Here is an 18,668-nt window from a genome sequence, read left to right as displayed (position 1 = left end):
GACATCATCAGGGGCCGGTGGAAGTTTCGCAACGCCCCGCCCCGAAAAGGCCTCAAGCCGAAGGCGAACACGTTCGCATGTTACGTTTTATCGGCCGCCGCCTGCTGGTCGCGATCCCGACGCTCTTCCTGGTGATCACCGTCGCCTTCTTCATGATGCGCGCAGCGCCCGGCAGCCCGTTCGACAGCGATCGCAAGCTCTCTCCCGAGATCGAGGCCAACGTCATGGCCAAGTACGGGATGGATAAGCCGCTGACCCAGCAATACGTCGACTACCTGGTCGGCGTCGCCCACGGCGATCTTGGCCCCTCGCTCAAGTACAAGGACAAATCCGTCCTCGACATCCTGCACGAGAACTATGGGGTCAGCCTGACGCTCGGCCTGTCGGCGATCATCACCGCCTCGATCGTGGGCGTGACGCTGGGGATTCTCGCGGCGCTCCGACAGAATCGCGGGGTGGACTATGGCGTCACCGCCGTCGCCATCCTGGGGGTCTGCATCCCCACCTTCGTCACCGCGCCGCTTCTGGTGTTGGTCTTCGCTTCAAAGCTGGGTTGGGCGCCGTCCGCCGGCTGGAACGATGGGGCGCTGGCCAATCTAATTCTGCCGGTGACGGTGTTGGCCCTGCCGCAGATCGCCATCATCTCGCGGTTGACGCGGGCCGGCATGATCGAGGTGCTGCAGTCCAACTATGTGCGCACCGCCCGCGCCAAGGGCCTGCCGGCGCATTCCATCGTCGGCAAGCATGCCCTGCGCGCCGCGATCCTGCCCCTGGTCAGCTACCTCGGCCCGGCCTGCGCCGGCCTTCTCACCGGCTCGCTGGTGGTCGAGAAGATTTTCAACCTGCCGGGCCTTGGCAAGTTCTTCGTCATCAGCGCCCTGCAGCGCGACTACACCGTCGTCATGGGGATGGTGATCCTCTATGCGGCCCTGGTGATCCTCCTCAACCTGGTGGCCGACCTGGTCTATGCGGCCCTTGACCCCCGGGTGCGGCTGGCATGAGGAACTGGGCATGAGCACCATCCTCGCCCCGGGCTCCCGCAAGGGCGCCGAGACCATGGAGATCGCGGCGCTCAAGGGCCGCAGCCTTTGGGATGACGCGCGCCGCCGGCTGTTCCGGAATAAGGCCGCCGTCGCCAGCATGATTATCCTGGGTGTCCTGGTGGTCGCCGCGATCGTCGGCCCGCACCTCACCGCCTACACCTACGACGAGATCAACAAGAACGACGTCTGGATGGGGCCGCTGCAGAACGGCCATGTCATCGGAACCGACAGCCTGGGCCGTGACCTGTTGGCCCGCCTCCTGATGGGCTTGCGCGTCTCGCTGGCCATCGGCCTGGTGGCGACGGTGGTGTCGCTGATCATCGGCGTGATCTGGGGCGCGACCGCCGGCTACCTCGGCGGCCGGGTGGACGAGCTGATGATGCGCTTCGTCGATGTGCTCTATTCGCTGCCCTTCATCTTTTTCGTCATCCTCCTGATGGTCACCTTCGGCTCCAACATCATCCTGATCTTCGTGGCGATCGGGGCGGTGGAATGGCTGACCATGAGCCGCATCGTCCGCGGCCAGACGCTGACGCTGAAGCACAAGGAGTTCGTCGAGGCCGCCCGCGCTGCAGGTCTCGGCCAGAGCGCGATCATCGCCCGCCACATCGTGCCGAACCTGCTGGGGCCGGTGGTCGTCTACGTCACCTTGACCATCCCCGCGGTGATCCTGGCCGAGAGCTTCCTAAGCTTCCTGGGGTTGGGCGTTCAGCCGCCCATGGCCTCCCTGGGCACGCTCATCTCGAACGGCGCCTCGGACATGGAGCTCGCGCCCTGGCTGCTGATCTTCCCGTCGCTGGTGATGATCGTCACCCTGATGTGCTTCAACTTCATCGGCGACGGCCTGCGCGACGCCATCGACCCGAAGGACCGCTGACGATGGCGCGGGCGCGCGCCTCAGTTGTCGCGATGCACCTTGATGGCCATGGCGCCGCCGACCATCAGCTTGTAGCTGCCGATCGCGCCCTTCTTTATTTTCGCGGTCATACCGGGCCGGGGATTGCGGGACAATTCGCCGCTGTCGATCTGGCGCCAGACCTGGCCGCCTTCCAGCACCAGGGTCCACTTGCCATGGCCGTCGCGCACGGCGCTGGTGATCGGCAGATTGACCTCGTCGATGTCCTCCGGCTTTTCGCCACGGTCGAAGATCGAGATCGACGGCAAGGTGAAGCCGAAGGCCTGTTTGCGCACGGCGGTCGCCTGTTCGCGATCAACCACGACGATGTCGCCCTTGGCCTCGGCCGCCTCGAAGGCGCCCGCGGCGGCGTCGTAGCAGGCCAGGCGGGCGTCCGACGCGGCGATCTTGCGGCAGTCGATCAGACTCTGCATCGTCGCGGTCCGGGCCGGGGCCGCGCCCTGGGCGCCGACCGGCCCCGCGGCGGCGAGGAACGCCAAGGCCGCCATCGTCATTCCACACTTCATCATCGATCGGCCCCACATGTTACGCCGTCCCATTGAAGCCGCCGGCCGGGCCGGGCGCAATCTTCTCATCATCGCCATTCTGGGCGCCGCCGTGTTCGCGCAGGGCTGCACGCCCAAGCCAGCCGCCCGCGCACCCTGTCCGGCCGGCGCGGTCTGCCTGCAGATCGGCAACAACTCTGAGCCGATCTCGCTCGATCCGCACAAGACCACGGGCACCTGGGAGCACCGTATCCTCCTCGACAACCTGATCGGCCTGACCCAGGTGGCGGCCGACGCCTCGGCCATCCCGGGCATGGCGGAGCGCTGGACGACCAGTCCCGACGGCCTGGTCTGGACCTTCTACCTGCGCGACGCTGTCTGGTCCGATGGCGTGCCAGTGACCGCGGATGACTTCGTCTTTTCCTTCCGCCGCATCCTCATGCCGTCGACGGCGTCAGAGTACGCCTCGCTCCTCTATCTGATCAAAGGCGCCCAGCCGATCGCGGACGGCAAGGCCGCGCCTGAGACGCTCGGCGTGCGCGCGGTCTCGCCCAAGATCGTGGAGATCACGCTCTCCCACCCGGCGCCCTACCTGCCGCAGCTGGCGACCCACCAGACCATGATGCCGGTGCCCAAACATGTGGTTGAAAAGTGGGGCGACGCCTGGAGCAAGCCCGAGCACTTCGTCTCCAACGGCCCCTACCGGATCACGGCCTGGCGGCTCGGCGACTATGTGAAGGCGGTGAAGAACCCCAGGTTCTTCGAGGCCGACAAGGTCTGTGTCGACCAGGTCTACTACTACCCCACCACCGATGCGGTCAGCGCCGAGCGGCGCGTGAAGCGCGGCGAACTCGACTTCAACACTGATATCCAGTCCAACCGCATCGCCTTCCTGAAAAAGGAAATGCCGGGTTACGTGCGCACCCACACCTACCTCGGCGTCTCCTACCTGGCCTTCAACACCCATGTCCCGGCGTTCAAGGACAAGCGCGTGCGCCAGGCGCTCAACATGGCCATCGACCGCGACTTCATTACAGGCAAACTGCTGCGCGGCGGCCAGTCGCCAGCCTACACCTTCATCCCGCCGGGCGTGGCCGGCTATGTGCCGCCCGCCAAGCCCGGCTGGGCGAGCTGGACGCTGGAACAGCGTCAGGCCGAGGCGCGCAGACTTCTGGCGGCCGCCGGCTATGGGCCGAAGAACCCGCTGAAGGTTGAGATCAAGCATCGCAACTCCGCCGACCCATCGCTGGTCATGCCGGCGATCCAGGCCGACTGGAAGGCCGTCGGCGTCGACGCCACCCTGCAGCAGAACGAGAGCCAGATCGCCTACGCCGCCTACCGCAGCCGCGACTTCCAGGTGGCCGACGCGGCCTGGATCGCCGACTTCAACGACCCGATCAGCTTTCTCTATCTGATGATGTCGTCGACCGGCGCGCAGAACTACGGCGACTACAAGAGCGCCGCCTTCGACGCCCTGGTCGCCAAGAGCGATTCCGAACCCGACGCGTCCAAGCGGGCGCAATATCTCGCGCAGGCCGAGGCGACCATGTTGAACGACTCCACCGTCGCCCCGACCTTCTTCTACGTGAACAAGAACCTGGTCAGCCCCAAGGTCACCGGCTTCGTCGACAATCTCGTGGATTGGCATCCGACGCGCTTCATGTGCGTGAAGGGCAAGGGCCCGGCTGTTACAGCCCAGCCCTTCGCCCGAGGCCCCGCGCCGCCGCATTCCTGACAGTATTAAGAAACTGTTCAGCCCTCATTCCAACGGTTCGCGGTTAAATCATCCGCATACGAGCGCATTCGCGGCGGATCATGCTGTGACGGGGGCGTCATCTGTGACCAGAATGAGACAGTTTGGCGCCGTTCCGCCCTCTTTGCCTTGAAAGCGCGTTGACCCTCCCGCGGTTACGCTCGTAACTCCAATGTAACCGGCGCTCTCCTTGGGCGCTGGGACCGAACCTAGTGGGCGCCGGGCCCGCCGCCGCGATGCAGGCGAGTCCGTTGGAGGATCAAAAACTTGAACATCGTTTCAAACCGAGGGCGCCTAAGGGTGTCCTCCCTGTTGGTAGGGGCGGCCCTGTTGGGTCTATCCGCTACGCAGGTTGCGGCGCAGGAAGCTGACGTTTCCGAAATCGTCGTGACTGGCTCGCGGATTCCGCAGCCGAACCTGTCGAGCGTTAGCCCGATCCAGGTCGTTGGTTCGCAGGACGTCGTTCTGGGCGGTCGCCCGGTCACCGCCGACATCCTGAACCAATTGCCGATGGTCTCGCAAAGCGCGGGCGCCGGTCTGTCCTCGTCGTCCAACCCGTTGTCGGGTCCGGGCGGCGTCGCGACCGTTGACCTCCGCGGCCTCGGCCAGACCCGCACCCTGGTGCTGGTCGACGGTCGTCGTCTCGGCATCGGCGACCCGAACACCGGCAACCCTAATCCTTCGCCCGATATCAACCAGATCCCCTCGCAGCTGATCGACCGGATCGAAGTGCTGACCGGCGGCGCGTCTGCGACCTACGGTTCGGACGCCATCGCCGGCGTCGTGAACTTCGTGATGAAGCGCAACTTTGAGGGCATTCAGCTGGATGGCCGCTTCGGTGTGTTCCAGCACAATCAACACAATGAGACGGTCTCGCGCCTCTATCCGGCGACCGTGGTCAATCCGAAGAACGCCTGGGATGGCAAGTCCCGCGACCTCAGCCTGACCATGGGCGCCAATTCGGCGGACGGTAACGGCAACGTCACCGCCTACCTGACCTGGCACGAGCAAGACCCCGTCACCCAGGGCAAGCGCGACTACTCGGCCTGTCAGGTCAACGTCAACGCCGCTGGCGTGGCGTCCTGCGCCGGTTCGTCGAACTCCAACCTGTTCCAACGCGCCGATATCGGCGGCACGGCCTATTCGGTCCTGGGCAACAACTTCATCGTTCGTGGCTCCGCCCCGACGACGCCGCCCGCGCTGTTCAACTCGAACGCCTATTCGTTCCTGCTGCAGCAATCGACCCGCTATTCGGCTGGCTTCCTGGCGCGTTATGAAGTGAACAACCACTTCACGCCCTACGCCGAATTCGGCTTCATGAACGACCGGACGAACGTGCAGATCGCCCCGACCGGCCTGTTCCAGGGCTCGGGCAACTCGCCGAACGGCGGCTTCCTGGTGAACTGTAACAACCCGTTCCTGAGCGCCCAACAAGCCAACACCTTCTGTACGCCGGCGCAGATCGCGTCGGGCGACAGCGTCGACCTGAACATTGGTCGTCGGAACATCGAAGGCGGCGGCCGTAACAGCTTCTACGAGCACACCAACTACCGTGGCGTCATCGGTACGCGCGGCGACCTGGTCGGCCCTTGGAAGTATGACCTCTACGGCTCCTACTACCGCACGACCCTGGCGCAGGCCTCGGAGAACTACCTGGCCATCAGCAAAATCGCCAATGGCCTCCAAGTCGTGAACGGCCCGAACGGCCCCGTCTGCATCAGCGGCGGCTCCTGCGTGCCCTTCAACATCTTCAAGGACGGCGGCGTCACGCAAGCCGCGCTCGACTACCTCGATGTGACCGGCACCTCGCGCGGCACCACCACGCAGGAAGTCATCGAAGCCAACATCACCGGCGATCTCGGTGATTACGGCGTCAAGTCGCCCTACGCTCGTGATGGCGTCGGCGTCTCCTTCGGCGGCCAAACCCGTCGTGACACCCTGACCTACACGCCTGACGTCGCCCAACTCAGCGGCGACCTGTCCGGCGCTGGCGGCGCTTCGGTGATCCTCGACAACTCGATGAGCGTCCACGAAGTCTACGGTGAAGCCCGCATCCCGCTCGCGCAGGACGTCGCCTTCGCCAAGGAACTGCTCGCCGAGGGCGCCATCCGCTACTCGGACTATTCGACGGGCATCAAGGCGACGACCTACAAGGTTGGTTTCCAATGGGCGCCTATCGATGACATCAAGTTCCGCGGCGCTTACAACCGCGCCATCCGCGCGCCGAACCTGCTCGACCTCTACACGCCGCAATCGGTGACCAACACCAGCGACGTGCCTGAAGACCCCTGCTCGGGCACCGCGGCGGCTCCTGCGACGGCGAGCCTTGCGGAATGCCAGCGGACCGGCGTCACGGCCCTTCAATACGGCAACGGCGGATCGACCAACCTGATCCCGCAATGCCCGGCTGGCCAGTGCGCGGTTCTGACGGGCGGCAACCCCGTGCTGTCCCCGGAAAAGGCTAAGACGATCTCGGTCGGCTTCGCCCTGACGCCGACGATGCTGAGCGGCCTGACCGCCAGCGTCGACTACTACCGCATCAAGCTCACTAACGGCATCAGCAACGTGCCGCTGGACGTTTCCCTGACCAACTGCCTGAACGACGGCTCGCCAATCTACTGCGGCAACATCAAGCGCGCGCCGAACGGCACCATCTTCGGCACCAGCGTTCAGGGCGCTGGTTACATCGTCGGCACCAACGCCAACCTGGCGGCCGGCACGACCTCGGGCATCGACTTCCAGGCGACCTACAACCTGCCGCTGGAAAACTGGGGCTGGGACAACATTGGCCGCCTGTCATTCAGCTTCTACGGCACGCGCGTTCTGAAGAGCACGACGACCCCGCTTCCCGGTGAAGACGCTTACGACTGCGCTGGCCTCTTCGGCCCGAACTGCGACGGCATTGTCCCGAAATGGCGTCACACCCTGCGCGCGACCTGGACGAGCCCCTGGGACGTCCAAGCCTCCGTCGCGTGGCGCTATATCGGTGGCACGACCTTTGAACGTGACACTGACGAACCGACGATTGGCCGTGGCACGGTTGACAAGTTCAACCACACCCTGCCCGCTCGCACCTACATCGACCTTTCCGGCGTGTGGACTGTGAACGACATGGTCGCCCTGCGCCTCGGCGTGAACAACCTCTTCGACCAAGACCCGCCGCTGATCAACTCGACCTACGCGGGCACGGGCCAACCGAACACCTATCCGACCTACGATCTGCTGGGTCGCCAGATGTTCATCGGTTTCACCGCGACCTTCTAAATCGCGGACCTCTGGAAAAGTTGAGGGGCGGCGGAGCAATCCGCCGCCCCTTTTCTTTGCGGCGAATTCACTTGCGCGGGCGTCAAAATCGGCGCCGCTTCGCGATATGACGACGGTGATCGATCGGCGGACGCTAGCGCTGACCCTGACGGGCGCGAGCCTTGCCGCCTGCGCCGCGCCGCAGCCGTTCCTCATCAACCTGGCTGACCTTGCGCGACCGCCGGAAGCCCTGCCGGGCGAAGCGACCATCGCCACGGGCCTCGACGATGTCGGCCGGATCACCGCCAAGGTCATGGTGCAGGGCCGCGGGCCCTTCGACTTCGTCGTCGACACCGGCGCTAACCGGACCGTGATTTCCACCGAACTCGCCCTGGAGTTGGGCCTCTCCGATGGTGGCCTGGCGCGGGTGCACGGGATCGCAGGCGCAGAGCAGGTCGGCACTGTCCAGCGCGTAGACCTGCAGATCGATTCCATGGCCGCCAGGATCGAGCAGGCCCCCCTGCTGCCGACTGCGCGCCTGGGCGCGGCGGGCTTGCTGGGCGTCGACGCCATGGCCGGACGGCGGGTGATCCTCGACTTTCGTCGTCGTGAAATGCGGATGGCGCCGTCAGGGCCCGGCGCCGATCTCTCCGCCATGGGCATGCGCCAGCGCAACACGGGGGCCTTATCGACGGCCGCCATGCGCTCAACCGGGGTCGTGGCCCAGGGCCGCTACCGCTTCGGCCAGCTTGTCATCGTGGGCGCCGACGCCTCCGGCAAGAAGATCATGGCGTTCCTCGATTCCGGCTCACAGAGCACTGTCGGCAACATGGCCCTGTTCGATCGGGTCAATGGCGCGGGGCAGGATCTGCGGGGGCCGCCTATTGAAACGGCCCTGATCAGCGCCACGGGTCAGCGGGCGACCGGGCGCTTCGCCGTCTTGCCGCGGCTGCGGCTGGGGGGCCTGAACATCGCAGGCCTGGGCGCCGTGTTCGCGCCCCTGCACATCTTCGATCTCTGGGATCTAGCCAAGCAGCCCAGCATCCTGATCGGCGTCGATGTCATGAGCCAGTTCGACGCGATCGAGCTGGATTATGGCCGCCGCCGCATCGTCTTTTACCCCGATCCTTTACGCGAACGCCGGGTCGGCTGAGGCCTCAGCGCGCCTGCAGCCGCTCGGTCGACAGCACCATGGCGCCGCCTTCGCGCATACGCGCCTCGGCCAGCTGATCCATGACGCCTTGCGCCCGCGGGTCGCCGAACAGCCAGGCCGCCGCCGCCAGGGTGCGGGCCGATGAGGCCGAGACCCCCAGCATTCGCTCGATCGCCTGGAACGGCGAAGCGCCGGGCGTCAACCGCTTCAGCCGCGGTTCGCCGTCCAGCTTCGCCAGGATCTTGGCCTTGTCGACCGCTTGGTAGAAGCCGCCCAGTTCATCGACGAGTCCCAGCTGCTTGGCCTGGGCTCCCGTCCAGACGTGACCCTTGGCGATCTCGCGCACCCGCTCGGGCGAAAGCTTTCGGCCCTCCGACACCCGCTGAATGAAGCGGGCGTAGACGCCGTCCATCCAGCCGGCGAAGGCCGCTCGCTCCTGCGGGCTGAAGCCGCGGCCCGCGCTGAAGGCGCCGGCGTAGCTTGAGCCCACGCCCAGTTGGCGCATGTCGACACCGTATTTGGCCAGCGCCGGTCCGACGGCGAACTTGCCGCCAAAGACGCCAATGGAGCCGGTGATGGTCGTAGGCTCAGCAAAGATCGACGAAGCGTCGGTCGCCACCCAGTAACCGCCCGAGGCGGCATAGGTCCCCATCGAGACGACCACCGGCTTGCCCGCAGCCTTGGCCGCCCGGATCGCCGCCCCGATCTGTTCCGAGGCGGTGTCCGAACCGCCGGGCGAACTGACCCGGAAAACGATCGCCTTGATGTCCTTGTCCTTGACGGCGGCCTCAAAGGCTTCGGCCATATCGTCGGCGTAGATGCTCGAGCCGCCCATGAACGGGTTGCCGCCCCTGTCGCGACCCGTGACGATCGGGCCTTCGCCCTCGATCACGGCGATTGCGCCGCCGCCGGATCGACTGCGCGCCTGCCGGCCGCCGGCGAAGTCCTCGAAATCGACCATCTCCGCGCCCGCGCCGGCGCGATCCAGCAACGCCTTTTCCGCTTCGGCGACCTGGCCGAGCCGGTCGGCGAGCTTCAGGCGCACGGCGTCGGCGGCGCCATAGGGCCCGCCCTCGATCTTCCGCCGCAGGACCACTGGCGACAGCTTGCGGTCGTTGGCGGCGGTGGTGAGGGTGGAGTCGTAGACCGCGCTCATCCACGACAGCTCCGCCTCGCGGTGCGCCGGCGTGTAGTCGCTGTAGAGGTAGCCGTTGACCGCGTTCTTGTACTCGTAGCGCTGCTCATAGTCGGCGACGACGCCGTAACGGTCGAAGAAGCGCTTCAGGAACAGGCTTTCATTGGCGAGGCCGGTGACCTGGAAGGCGGCGCCGGGCTGGATCCAGAACTGATCGGCGGCGGCGGCCAGCATGTAGGTCGAGGTCACGGCCCCCGAGGGATAGATCCCCTGACTGTGGGCGATCACCGGCTTGCCGGCGGCCCGCAACCGCAGGATCGCCAGGCGAATCTCGTCCGCTGCGGCCGGCTCCAGGCCGCCCTCCGGCAGGCGGATCAACAGCCCCTTCACCTCGTCGGTGGTCTCAGCCCGCCGCAACGCCTCGACGACCGACATCACCGACGTGGCCTGGGCGCCCAGGCCCGCCAACGGGCTACGCGGCGACTGGTCGCTCAGCGGCGCGCGCAGGTCCAGCTCCAGCACCGCTCGGGCGGGCAGCGGCGCTGGCGCTGTTGCGTTCAACGCCATCGACACCAGGACGAACGGCACGCCCACCAGAAACAGGAGAAGGCCGGCGAACACGCCCGCCGCCGTGAGGAGGAACTGCTTCATCGCTAAGACTTAAGGCCGAGACACGCCGATCAGGCTTCCACCTTCGGCTTCGCACACAAACCCCTGCGCAGGAAGGCGTCTCAAAGGTCCAGGCGCCAGTCGGCCTCAGACGGTGACCTTGGTCCGTTGGAGCGGTTCAGCCGGCAGATGCAGGTAGTTGGGATCGAACTCGGCGGCGGCGAACAGGCCAGGCCAGTCCAGCACCACCAGTTCGCGGGCGCGAAAGGCGATCAGATCGTTCTGCCGCAGGCTCTGCAGGACGCGATTGGTGTGCACGCCGGAGAGGCCTGCGGCGTCGGCCAGGTGGTTCTGCGTCACCGGGAACCGGCAACGCGCGCCATGGGTCATGCCGACGTTGCGCAGGCGCAGGAAGGCTTCGCACAGCAGGTGGGCGACCCGCGCATAGGCCGATCGACGGCCCATGCCGATCATCCATTCACGCTGGATGGCGGCCTCGACCAGCTGCATCCTCCAGAAGGCGCGCGCCAGCCGGGGATGGGCGGCGAGGATATCCTCGATGCGGCCTCGCGGGATCGGCGCGATCTGGCAGGCCGTGAGCGCCGTGACGCCATAGTCGACGCCCATAAACAGCCTGGGCAGGTCGAGCACGTCGCCAGGAACCAGAAAGCCCAGGATCTGACGCCGGCCGTCCGGCAACGTCTTATGCCGGAAGGCCTGGCCCTCAAGTAGGACGAGGCACTCTGTCGATGGGTCGCCGTCGACCACCAGTTCGGCGTCGGCCGGGGCTTGGCGAACCTCACACAATACCTCTTCGACTACGATGCGGTCTTCGGGCGTGAGGGTTACGTAGCGTTCGAGAACTGCGAGGAGGCGTCCGGGCATCATCTTGCAGACCACGGTCTAGGCCCGACTCGGAATTAACTGGGTTAAACTCTGTTCCAATTCCGGGTCCCTCGGAACCGGGTGCACGACGTCCGGTTGATTCGCTAGAGCGCCTAGCAACTGAAGGGATAGACCTATGCCTCGTGGGGACAAGTCTCGGTATGCGGATAAACAGGAGCGCGAGGCTGCGCATATCGCGGGCGGTTATGAAGCGAGGGCGTTTCGGAGGACGAGGCCGAACGCCGCGCTTGGGCCACGGTGAACAAGGACGACGGCGGCGCGAAAGAACGCAGAGCAGCATGCGCCGGGCCGACGCAGCGCTGCTTATGCGACGAAAGGACGCATCTTGCGTCCCTCGCAATCTAGGGTTGCATAGAACCTTGAGCGTACACGCGCGTTACATCGGCTCACAGCTGTGGGAGCACACTTATGAGCGGCGTTGGAATTATTGGCGCGATCATCATCGGCATTCTGGCCGGTTGGATTGCGGAGCAGGTGCTGAAGCGTAAGCACGGATTGGTGATGAACCTGATCGTCGGCATCGCCGGCGCCTTGCTGGGCGGCTTTCTCGCCGGAATGCTGGGCATCAACTTCGGTGGCTTCGTGGGCAGCCTGATCGTCTCGACCTTGGGCGCGATCCTGCTCCTGGTCATCGTCAGCGCCATTCGCCGACGCTGACGGCGAAGGGGGTCAGGCCGCGGCGGGGATGCGAATCTCCGCCGCAAGGCCGCCCATCGAACTTTCGGAAAGGCGGACGCGTCCGCCCATGTCGGCGACGATGTTCTGAACAATGGTCAGGCCAAGCCCCGCGCCAGCATGGACGCCGCTTCGGCCTGCGTTAAGTCGGTGGAAAGGCAGGAACGCCTCGTCACGCCGCGCCGCGGGGATGCCGGGCCCATCGTCCTCGACGGTGAGCACCACCCAGTCATCTTCGCGCTCCAGGCGGATCAGCACGACGCCGGCGTGCTTGCACGCATTCTCGACCAGGTTGCCCAGGGCGCGCTTCAAGGCGAGCGGCTGAGTCTCGATCGCCAGCACGTCTGGCCCGCGATAGTCCACCGCCGCCCCGGAGCCGGCGTCGGCGGCGTCGTCGGCGGCCGTCATGGCCAGGGCGGCGACGTCCACCAGCCGAGGTTCCTCGATCTCGCCGCGGCTCATGTAGCCGATCACCGAATTAATGAACCGCTCCATGTCTATGAGGTCGGCGGCGAAGGCCTCGCGCCATTCGCCATCCGGCGCGAGCGCCGCGCGCAGCCGCAGGCGTTGGATCGGCGTGCGTAGATCGTGGGAGACCGCGACGAGCGACTCCGTATGATCATCCAGCGCCTTCAGCAGACGGCCTTGCATGGCCGATAGCGCCACCGCCAGCTGCCGCACCTCGAGCGGCCCTTCCTCCTGAAAGCCTGGGCCCGCCGGGCCGCCGGTGGCGTCCGCCGTTCTGGCGAGATTGCGTAAAGGCTGCAGGATGGCCCGGGCCGAGATCAGGGCGGCGAGCATCACCGCCGCCACTAGCGCCAGATGCAGCCCCAGCAGAGGTATGCGCGGCGGCGCGGTGTCATAGAGCGGCTGCGCCCGAAAGGTCAGGAAGCTGCCGTCCGTGAGCCGCAGGGCGCCCATCATCCCGCTGCGGCTTTCACGGTCGCGTGGCCGCAGGCGCACATCGGCAGGCCCGGGCTGCTTGGTCGCCGCGATGATGGCGCGCCGCGTGTAGCCAAGCTCCGCCGTCGGCTGGGCGGGCAAAGCGGTCGTCGGCGACCAGCTGAGCTGCAACTGCGGGCTGCCCAGATCAGCCATGATGCGCGCGCGCGCCTGCGGCGGGCTATTGTTGGCCAGGTGCTGGGCCATGGCGAGATGGCCGACGATCAGGCTGATCTGTTCGCGCGAAATCAGCTGCCGTCGTTGCCAGGCGTTGATCGCCGAGGCGCCGACGAACTCGACGACGAGCGCGGCCAGGAGCAGCAGGGCGATGCGCGTCAGCAAACTTCCGAAGAAGCGCGCCATCAGGCCGCGTCGACCTCGACCGCCAGCATGTAGCCGATGCCGCGGACCGTGTGGATCATCGGCCGTGAGGCTTCCCCGTCGCCCATCTTGCGCCGCAGGCGGCTGATCAGCACGTCCACGCTGCGGTCGGAGGCGTGGCCCAGGCGCCCGCGCGCCAGCTCCAGCAGCCTTTCCCGGCCGATCGTCCGCTGGGGATTGCGCAACAGGGCCAGCAGAAGTTCGTGCTCGGCGCCCGTCAAGGTGACCTCGGCGCCGGAGGGCGCGATCAACTCGCACTGCCTGGGCCTGTAGCGCCAGCCGGCGAAGCTTAGGGTTTCCGGCGCTCGGCGCGTCGTGGGCGCGGTTTGGGCGGTGGAGCGACGCAGCACGGCGCGGATCCGCGCCAACACCTCCGAACGGCCAAAGGGCTTGGCGATATAGTCGTCGGCGCCGACGTCCAGGCCGGCGACGCGATCGGCTTCCTTGCCGCGGGCGCTCACCATGATGACCGCCGCGCCGCTCTCCGCCCGGACCTCCTGGCAAAGCTCCAGTCCGGTTTCGCCGGGCAACATGATGTCGAGCAAAATTAGGTCGATGGGGCGTTCAGCCATCAGCCGCCGCAGGGACCGACCGTCCTCGGCGCCCGTCGCCTCGTAGCCGGACTCCCGCAGTATGCGCACCAGCAGGGTGCGGATGCCTGCGTCGTCATCCACGACGGCGATATGGTGCAACGGCTCGGTGTTCATAGGCTCGCAGACGTATCGAAGCGACGGCGTCTCCAGCGCTTTTACGCCCTTATGGTCTTAGCGAACGCATGAAAGGACGCAACCTTAGGCCGCGTTATGCGCTGAAGCTTGGCGATTCCAACCTTGGAGAGGAAACGATGCGTATCTATCTCGGACTTATTGGCGCTTGCGCCGCCCTCAGCCTCGCCGCCTGCGGTGAGAGCGCTGCCGACAAGACGGCTGAAAAGCAAGCCGACGCCATGGAAGCCCAAGCGGCGGCGACGCCGAACGAAGCCCAGGAAAAGGCCTTGAACGCCCAGGCCGACGCTGTTGAACAACAGGCCGGCAATGCTGACGGCGGCATGACCACTGGGAATACCCCGGACACCTCGCCCTCGAAGTAGGCGCTTGGCCGATCGGTCGAAAATACGCCCCTGCGGTTGTACCCGCAGGGGCTTTTTCATGTCGCATGGTCGACATTTCGGAGAACTGACGTAACTGTGAATCGACGGCGCGGCCGCACCGGAAAAATTCACCGGACTCTCGGCTGATCGCACTTATGGTAGGTTTGCCCTTCGCTGGCCGATCTGGGATGGCGGGCAGGACGCAGGGATGGTGAGAAGAGCGAAATCCGCCTCAAAAGCTCTGCCTCCGGCCGAGGAGTTCGACTATCGCCGCCTAGTTGCGTCGGTGGCCGACTACGTCTGGGAGGCGGATCCCGATTTCGTCATCCGTCGGGTCATGCCTGGCAAGCAGCCGATCTCCAGTTGGGCCGCAGCCCGCGTCGCCGGGCGTCGGGTTGAAGATCTGGTCCGCGAGGAGGACCGTGAGGCGCTGTCGCATCGCCTGAACGAGCTGCGGACCGACCCCCAATCCTTCCACAGCCTGCTGTTGCCGCTGGAGCGCGACGGCGAGGTCATGCCCCTTCAGATCGACGGCATGCCGGTTCTGGACGATGAGGGCGTTCTGACCGGTTTTTCGGGCTTGGCGCGAGACATTTCCCAAACCCCCAGCCACCTGCGGGAGATGGAGTATCGCGGTCGTTTGCGGACGGCGCTGGTCGAGGGCATCGGCATGCTGGTGTCGGCGCCGTCGCCCGAGGAGGCGCTGCCCCGCGCCCTGGAGCTCCTCGGCACGGCCTTCCGTTCGGATCGTGTTCTGGTCTTCGAAGACTCCGGCGAGCGGCGGGGCACCGCCAACCTGCTGTTCCGCTGGGAGGCGCCGGGCCAGGCCGCCCCGCCGGCCATCCGCGAACGGGTCGAAGCGCCGCAGATCGCGTCGGACGATCTGGGCTGGTTCCGCGAAATGGAGGCCGGCCGTCCCGTGGTCCTCGACCATGAGGACGGCAACGCCGTCGCCCGCGCGTTCACCGCCCGCTCAGAAGCATGCACGATCCTCATCATGCCGGTCCTCATGGAAGGCCGGTTGTGGGGGTCGGTGACCATGCACGACTGCCGCAAGTCGCGGGTCTGGACCAAGGTCGAGAAGGACGTGATCAACGTCTTCGCCGAACTGGTCGGTGCGATCCTGCTGCGCAACCGGCACCTGAATGAACGCCGCCGCGCCGAGGAAGCCTTGGCGCTCAGCCACCAGCTCGACAACCTCACGCGGCTGTCGAACCGAGCCCTGTTCGGCGATACGCTCAACCGCGCCATCGCCGATCGCCGCGACGGCGGTTTCGCCGTCCACTACCTCGATCTCGACCGGTTCAAGGACGTCAATGACGCCATGGGGCGCTTGGCGGGCGACCTGCTGTTGCAGCAGGTTGCGCGCCGCCTCGGCGATGTGGCCCGGCGCAGCGACGTCATCGCCCGCTTCGGGGCGGATGAATTCGCCATCCTGGAACGGGGCGTCGACTCGCCCGAGCAGGCCGGCGACCTCGCCCGCAAGATTATCGACACCATGAAGGCGCCCTACATCATCCAGGGCCGGCAGGTGCACTCCGGCGTCAGCATCGGCATCGCCATGCATGACGGCGAAGCCGACGCCGAGACGCTGCTCGCCCAGGCGGAGCTTGCGCTCTATCGCGCCAAGGCGGAGGGCCGCGAGACCTATCGGTTCTTTACGCCGGGCATGGACGCCGACGCGCGCCGGCGCATCCTGCTGGCCGAGGAGCTGCGCCACGCCATCGCCCACAACCAGTTGGCGCTGCTGTACCAGCCGCAGGTGGACGCGCGGACGCGGGCGATCACCGGGGTCGAGGCTCTGGTCCGCTGGCGTCACCCCACCCGGGGCATTGTCTCGCCTGTGGACTTCATTCCGGAGGCCGAATCCAACGGCCTGATCATCCAGATGGGCGACTGGATCTTGAAGACGGCCTGTCGCGAGGCCCGCTCGTGGATCGACCAGGGGCTCAAGCCCATCTCCGTGTCGGTGAACATGTCAGCGGTGCAGTTCCGTCGGCCCGTCGAGTTGCAGGCTGAAGTCGCCCAGATCCTTCTTGAGAGCGGCCTGCCCGCCAACCACCTGCAGCTGGAGCTGACCGAGACCACGCTCATGGAGGCCAATCGCACCCAGGGCGACCTGCTGCAGCGGTTCCATCATCAAGGGTTGAAGATCAGCCTCGACGATTTCGGCACCGGCTACTCATCCCTGGACTATCTGCACCGCTATCCGGTCGACCAGATCAAGATCGCCCAGGTCTTTGTTGACGGCATTGTCGACAATCCGGGCGATGTCGCCATCGTCAAGGCGGCGATCAGTCTGGCGCGCGAGCTGGACCTGCGAATCGTCGCTGAGGGCGTCGAGACGGTCGAGCAGATGGAGTTGCTGCGGGGCTGGGGCTGTACGGAGATGCAGGGCTACTACTTCTCCCGACCTGTCGAGAGCGAGCGCTTCCGTCAGCTTCTCGCGGCCGGCGAGGTCTAGACCCGCCCGGCCCTTGAAACAGCCGTCTCAGATGACATCTGAGACCAGAAGGAGTTTGTCATGCCCTCAGTTCTTATCACCACGCGCGAAGGCTGGATCGGCGACGCCGCGCCGCTGTTCGACGACGTCCAGGCCGCGCTCACCGCGAGCATCGGCGCGCCGCCGGAGGCGACGGCCTTCAAGCTCGCCGAGCTGCCGGCCGCCAATCTGCGACCGCGCGCAGGCATGGGCGATCGCTTCGTCGAGGTCCAGATCGCCATGATGGCCGGCCGGACGCCGGAATTGAAGCAGGCGCTGTTTGCGGCCGTGAAGGCCCCGCTCGTCGCGCGGGGCGCGCCGGAGGCCGACATCAAGATCACCCTGCTTGAGGCCGCTCGCGAAAACTGGAGCTAGCGGCCTACGGGGTCGACAGCCTTGGCCCATATGAAAAGGCCGGCCGCGGTGTCCCGCGGCCGGCCTCTTCGTGTCCAGAGTGCGGTGATCAGACGGCGCCGACCGGCGTCGGGGTCCGGCTCTTCTTAAGATCGGCCCAATTGTCGGCGTCCATCCATTCGGCCCAGGCGCGGTAGGTCCACAGTTGGGCGTGCTCGTTGATGTGGGTGTCGATGTAGCGAACGCCGTCGGCGGTGACAGTCGGTTCGCCCAGGCCAAGGTTCATGGCGAAGTTCAGCGGATAGCGCTGGGCGATTGGGCCGCGGGTGGCCCGCGTTGACTGGTCCCAGTTCTCGCCGTCGTCCTGCTCCAGCATGCCGGCCGGGCCGAAGGTGTGGTTGGCGCGCATGATCCGCAGGTCGCGGGTTTCCTTAGGCATGTCGCGCGGCACCAGTGTGAACCACCAGATCTCGCACTGGCCCGGTCCGCGCGGCAGACGCAGAGACAGCTGGGTGCCGCCGGAGGCGACCCACAGGTTCGGGAAGATGTTCGGGTGGCCGCGGGTGTCGGCGCCGGCTTCGCCCAGGGCCGCCTTCGCCGCGGGTTCGTCGCGCCAACGATCGTCGTTCAGTGGTTCGATCTTGTCGCCGACCAGCTGCTGATACTCGCGCATCTCTGGCGAACGGCGCGGGCCGCTGATGCCGTGGCCGTAGTCGCCCAGCAGGACGCGGTGCAGCATTTGCTGGTTCTGTTGCGGCGGCTTCGGTGCGCCTTCGTCGACCACTGCCGGCACGAGCGGGCGCGAATAGCCCGACATCGTCGACGAGGCATGGCTGATCTGGACGTGGTACCAGTCGTAGAGGTTGTCGACGGCCAGCTTCCAGTTGCAGCCGATCAGGTTCTTCTGGACGCCCTCGACGGCGACGACGTCGCCCTTCTCAGCCATCAGGTCGAGGCCAAGTCGGCCAACCGGGCCGAGGTATTCGTCGAGGTCCGGCGCTTCCGGGTCCATCGTCGCGAAGACGAAGCCCTTGTAGGAGGCCACCTTGCCAGCCTTCACCAGGCCCCACTGCGACTTGTCCAGTTGCTCGTGGTAGAAATCCTTGTAGCCGGGCACGCCGATTAGCTGACCGTCCAGGCCGTAGGTCCAGCCGTGATAGGTGCACAGGAACGAGCGCGCATTGCCCATTTCGGCGCGGCATACCGCGTTGCCGCGGTGGCGGCACGAGTTCAGCAGGACCTGGAGCTCGCCCTTCTTGTCGCGAGTCGCGATCACCGATTCTTCGCCGATGAAGCTGAGGAAGAAGTCGCCCGCCTTCGGGATCTGGCTCTCGTGGCACATGAAATTCCATGCGCGGGCGAAGATGCGCTCCAACTCCATCTCGTAGATGGCTTGGTCTGCAAAGATCGCCCGGTCCACGGTGCCGGCCTTGGCGTCGACATAGGTGTGGAACGGCTTTGTGCTGTCATACAGCATCGGGGGTGTCTCCTCGGGCGGCCG

15 protein-coding genes are annotated in these 18,668 nt (G+C 66.1%); 9 read left to right on the top strand and 6 right to left on the bottom strand.

The window, feature by feature from the left end:
• Nucleotides 1-77: 77 nt before the first annotated feature.
• On the top strand, nt 78-1,001 hold the full coding sequence (gene oppB / locus BN1313_RS13995) for an oligopeptide ABC transporter permease OppB (protein ID WP_091741970.1): 924 nt from the start codon (nt 78-80) through the stop codon (nt 999-1,001).
• A gap of 10 nt (nt 1,002-1,011) precedes the next feature.
• Nucleotides 1,012-1,920: an ABC transporter permease gene (locus BN1313_RS13990; RefSeq protein WP_091741967.1), complete on the top strand. Its 909-nt coding sequence runs from the start codon at nt 1,012-1,014 to the stop codon at nt 1,918-1,920.
• A gap of 20 nt (nt 1,921-1,940) precedes the next feature.
• Here BN1313_RS13990 and BN1313_RS13985 read toward each other — a convergent pair whose 3' ends face one another.
• A complete protein-coding gene (locus BN1313_RS13985) occupies nt 1,941-2,453 on the bottom strand; it encodes a hypothetical protein (protein WP_141653154.1) in 513 nt (170 codons plus the stop codon).
• Nucleotides 2,454-2,481: 28 nt separating this feature from the next.
• Between BN1313_RS13985 and BN1313_RS13980 the strand changes: the two genes are divergently transcribed.
• The 3 genes from BN1313_RS13980 to BN1313_RS13970 all read left to right on the top strand — a co-directional run bounded on the left by BN1313_RS13980 (nt 2,482) and on the right by BN1313_RS13970 (nt 8,593).
• Nucleotides 2,482-4,179, top strand: a complete 1,698-nt coding sequence (locus BN1313_RS13980) for a peptide ABC transporter substrate-binding protein (RefSeq protein ID WP_091741961.1) — start codon at nt 2,482-2,484, stop codon at nt 4,177-4,179.
• Nucleotides 4,180-4,527: 348 nt separating this feature from the next.
• Nucleotides 4,528-7,461, top strand: a complete 2,934-nt coding sequence (locus tag BN1313_RS13975) for a TonB-dependent receptor domain-containing protein (protein WP_141653153.1) — start codon at nt 4,528-4,530, stop codon at nt 7,459-7,461.
• A 106-nt stretch (nt 7,462-7,567) separates the two neighbouring features.
• Complete coding sequence (locus BN1313_RS13970) at nt 7,568-8,593, top strand: aspartyl protease family protein (protein WP_091741955.1); 1,026 nt, start codon at nt 7,568-7,570, stop codon at nt 8,591-8,593.
• Between the two features lie 4 nt (nt 8,594-8,597).
• On the opposite strand, the gene sppA is transcribed toward BN1313_RS13970, so the two are convergent.
• Nucleotides 8,598-10,379, bottom strand: coding sequence for a signal peptide peptidase SppA (gene sppA / locus BN1313_RS13965; protein WP_091741952.1), 1,782 nt, complete (start codon nt 10,377-10,379; stop codon nt 8,598-8,600).
• Nucleotides 10,380-10,484: 105 nt separating this feature from the next.
• A complete protein-coding gene (locus tag BN1313_RS13960; protein ID WP_091741949.1) occupies nt 10,485-11,222 on the bottom strand; it encodes a Crp/Fnr family transcriptional regulator in 738 nt (245 codons plus the stop codon).
• Between the two features lie 429 nt (nt 11,223-11,651).
• Between BN1313_RS13960 and BN1313_RS13950 the strand changes: the two genes are divergently transcribed.
• Complete coding sequence (locus BN1313_RS13950; RefSeq protein ID WP_091741946.1) at nt 11,652-11,900, top strand: GlsB/YeaQ/YmgE family stress response membrane protein; 249 nt, start codon at nt 11,652-11,654, stop codon at nt 11,898-11,900.
• Nucleotides 11,901-11,912: 12 nt separating this feature from the next.
• Here the strand turns inward: BN1313_RS13950 and BN1313_RS13945 are convergent, their stop codons facing one another.
• Nucleotides 11,913-13,223 (bottom strand): sensor histidine kinase, encoded by a 1,311-nt coding sequence (locus BN1313_RS13945; protein ID WP_091741944.1) that lies wholly within the window; start codon nt 13,221-13,223, stop codon nt 11,913-11,915.
• Nucleotides 13,223-13,948, bottom strand: coding sequence for a response regulator (locus tag BN1313_RS13940; protein ID WP_091741941.1), 726 nt, complete (start codon nt 13,946-13,948; stop codon nt 13,223-13,225). Before BN1313_RS13940 ends, BN1313_RS13945 begins: the two co-directional genes overlap by 1 nt.
• A 137-nt stretch (nt 13,949-14,085) precedes the next feature.
• On the opposite strand from BN1313_RS13940, the gene BN1313_RS13935 reads away from it, so the two are divergent.
• The 3 genes from BN1313_RS13935 to BN1313_RS13925 all read left to right on the top strand — a co-directional run bounded on the left by BN1313_RS13935 (nt 14,086) and on the right by BN1313_RS13925 (nt 17,188).
• A complete protein-coding gene (locus BN1313_RS13935) occupies nt 14,086-14,331 on the top strand; it encodes a hypothetical protein (protein ID WP_091742749.1) in 246 nt (81 codons plus the stop codon).
• 208 nt (nt 14,332-14,539) lie between these two features.
• Nucleotides 14,540-16,795, top strand: a complete 2,256-nt coding sequence (locus BN1313_RS13930) for a sensor domain-containing protein (RefSeq protein ID WP_091741938.1) — start codon at nt 14,540-14,542, stop codon at nt 16,793-16,795.
• A 60-nt stretch (nt 16,796-16,855) separates the two neighbouring features.
• Nucleotides 16,856-17,188: a tautomerase family protein gene (locus BN1313_RS13925; protein ID WP_091741935.1), complete on the top strand. Its 333-nt coding sequence runs from the start codon at nt 16,856-16,858 to the stop codon at nt 17,186-17,188.
• An 88-nt stretch (nt 17,189-17,276) separates the two neighbouring features.
• Here the strand turns inward: BN1313_RS13925 and BN1313_RS13920 are convergent, their stop codons facing one another.
• A complete protein-coding gene (locus BN1313_RS13920) occupies nt 17,277-18,644 on the bottom strand; it encodes an aromatic ring-hydroxylating oxygenase subunit alpha (protein ID WP_091741932.1) in 1,368 nt (455 codons plus the stop codon).
• Nucleotides 18,645-18,668 lie beyond the last annotated feature (24 nt).

Source organism: Phenylobacterium immobile (ATCC 35973) (genome assembly GCF_001375595.1).
Lineage (GTDB): Bacteria > Pseudomonadota > Alphaproteobacteria > Caulobacterales > Caulobacteraceae > Phenylobacterium > Phenylobacterium immobile.
The sequence above is the reverse complement of the archived record's forward strand: the minus strand, read 5'-3'. Positions and strand labels throughout refer to the sequence as shown.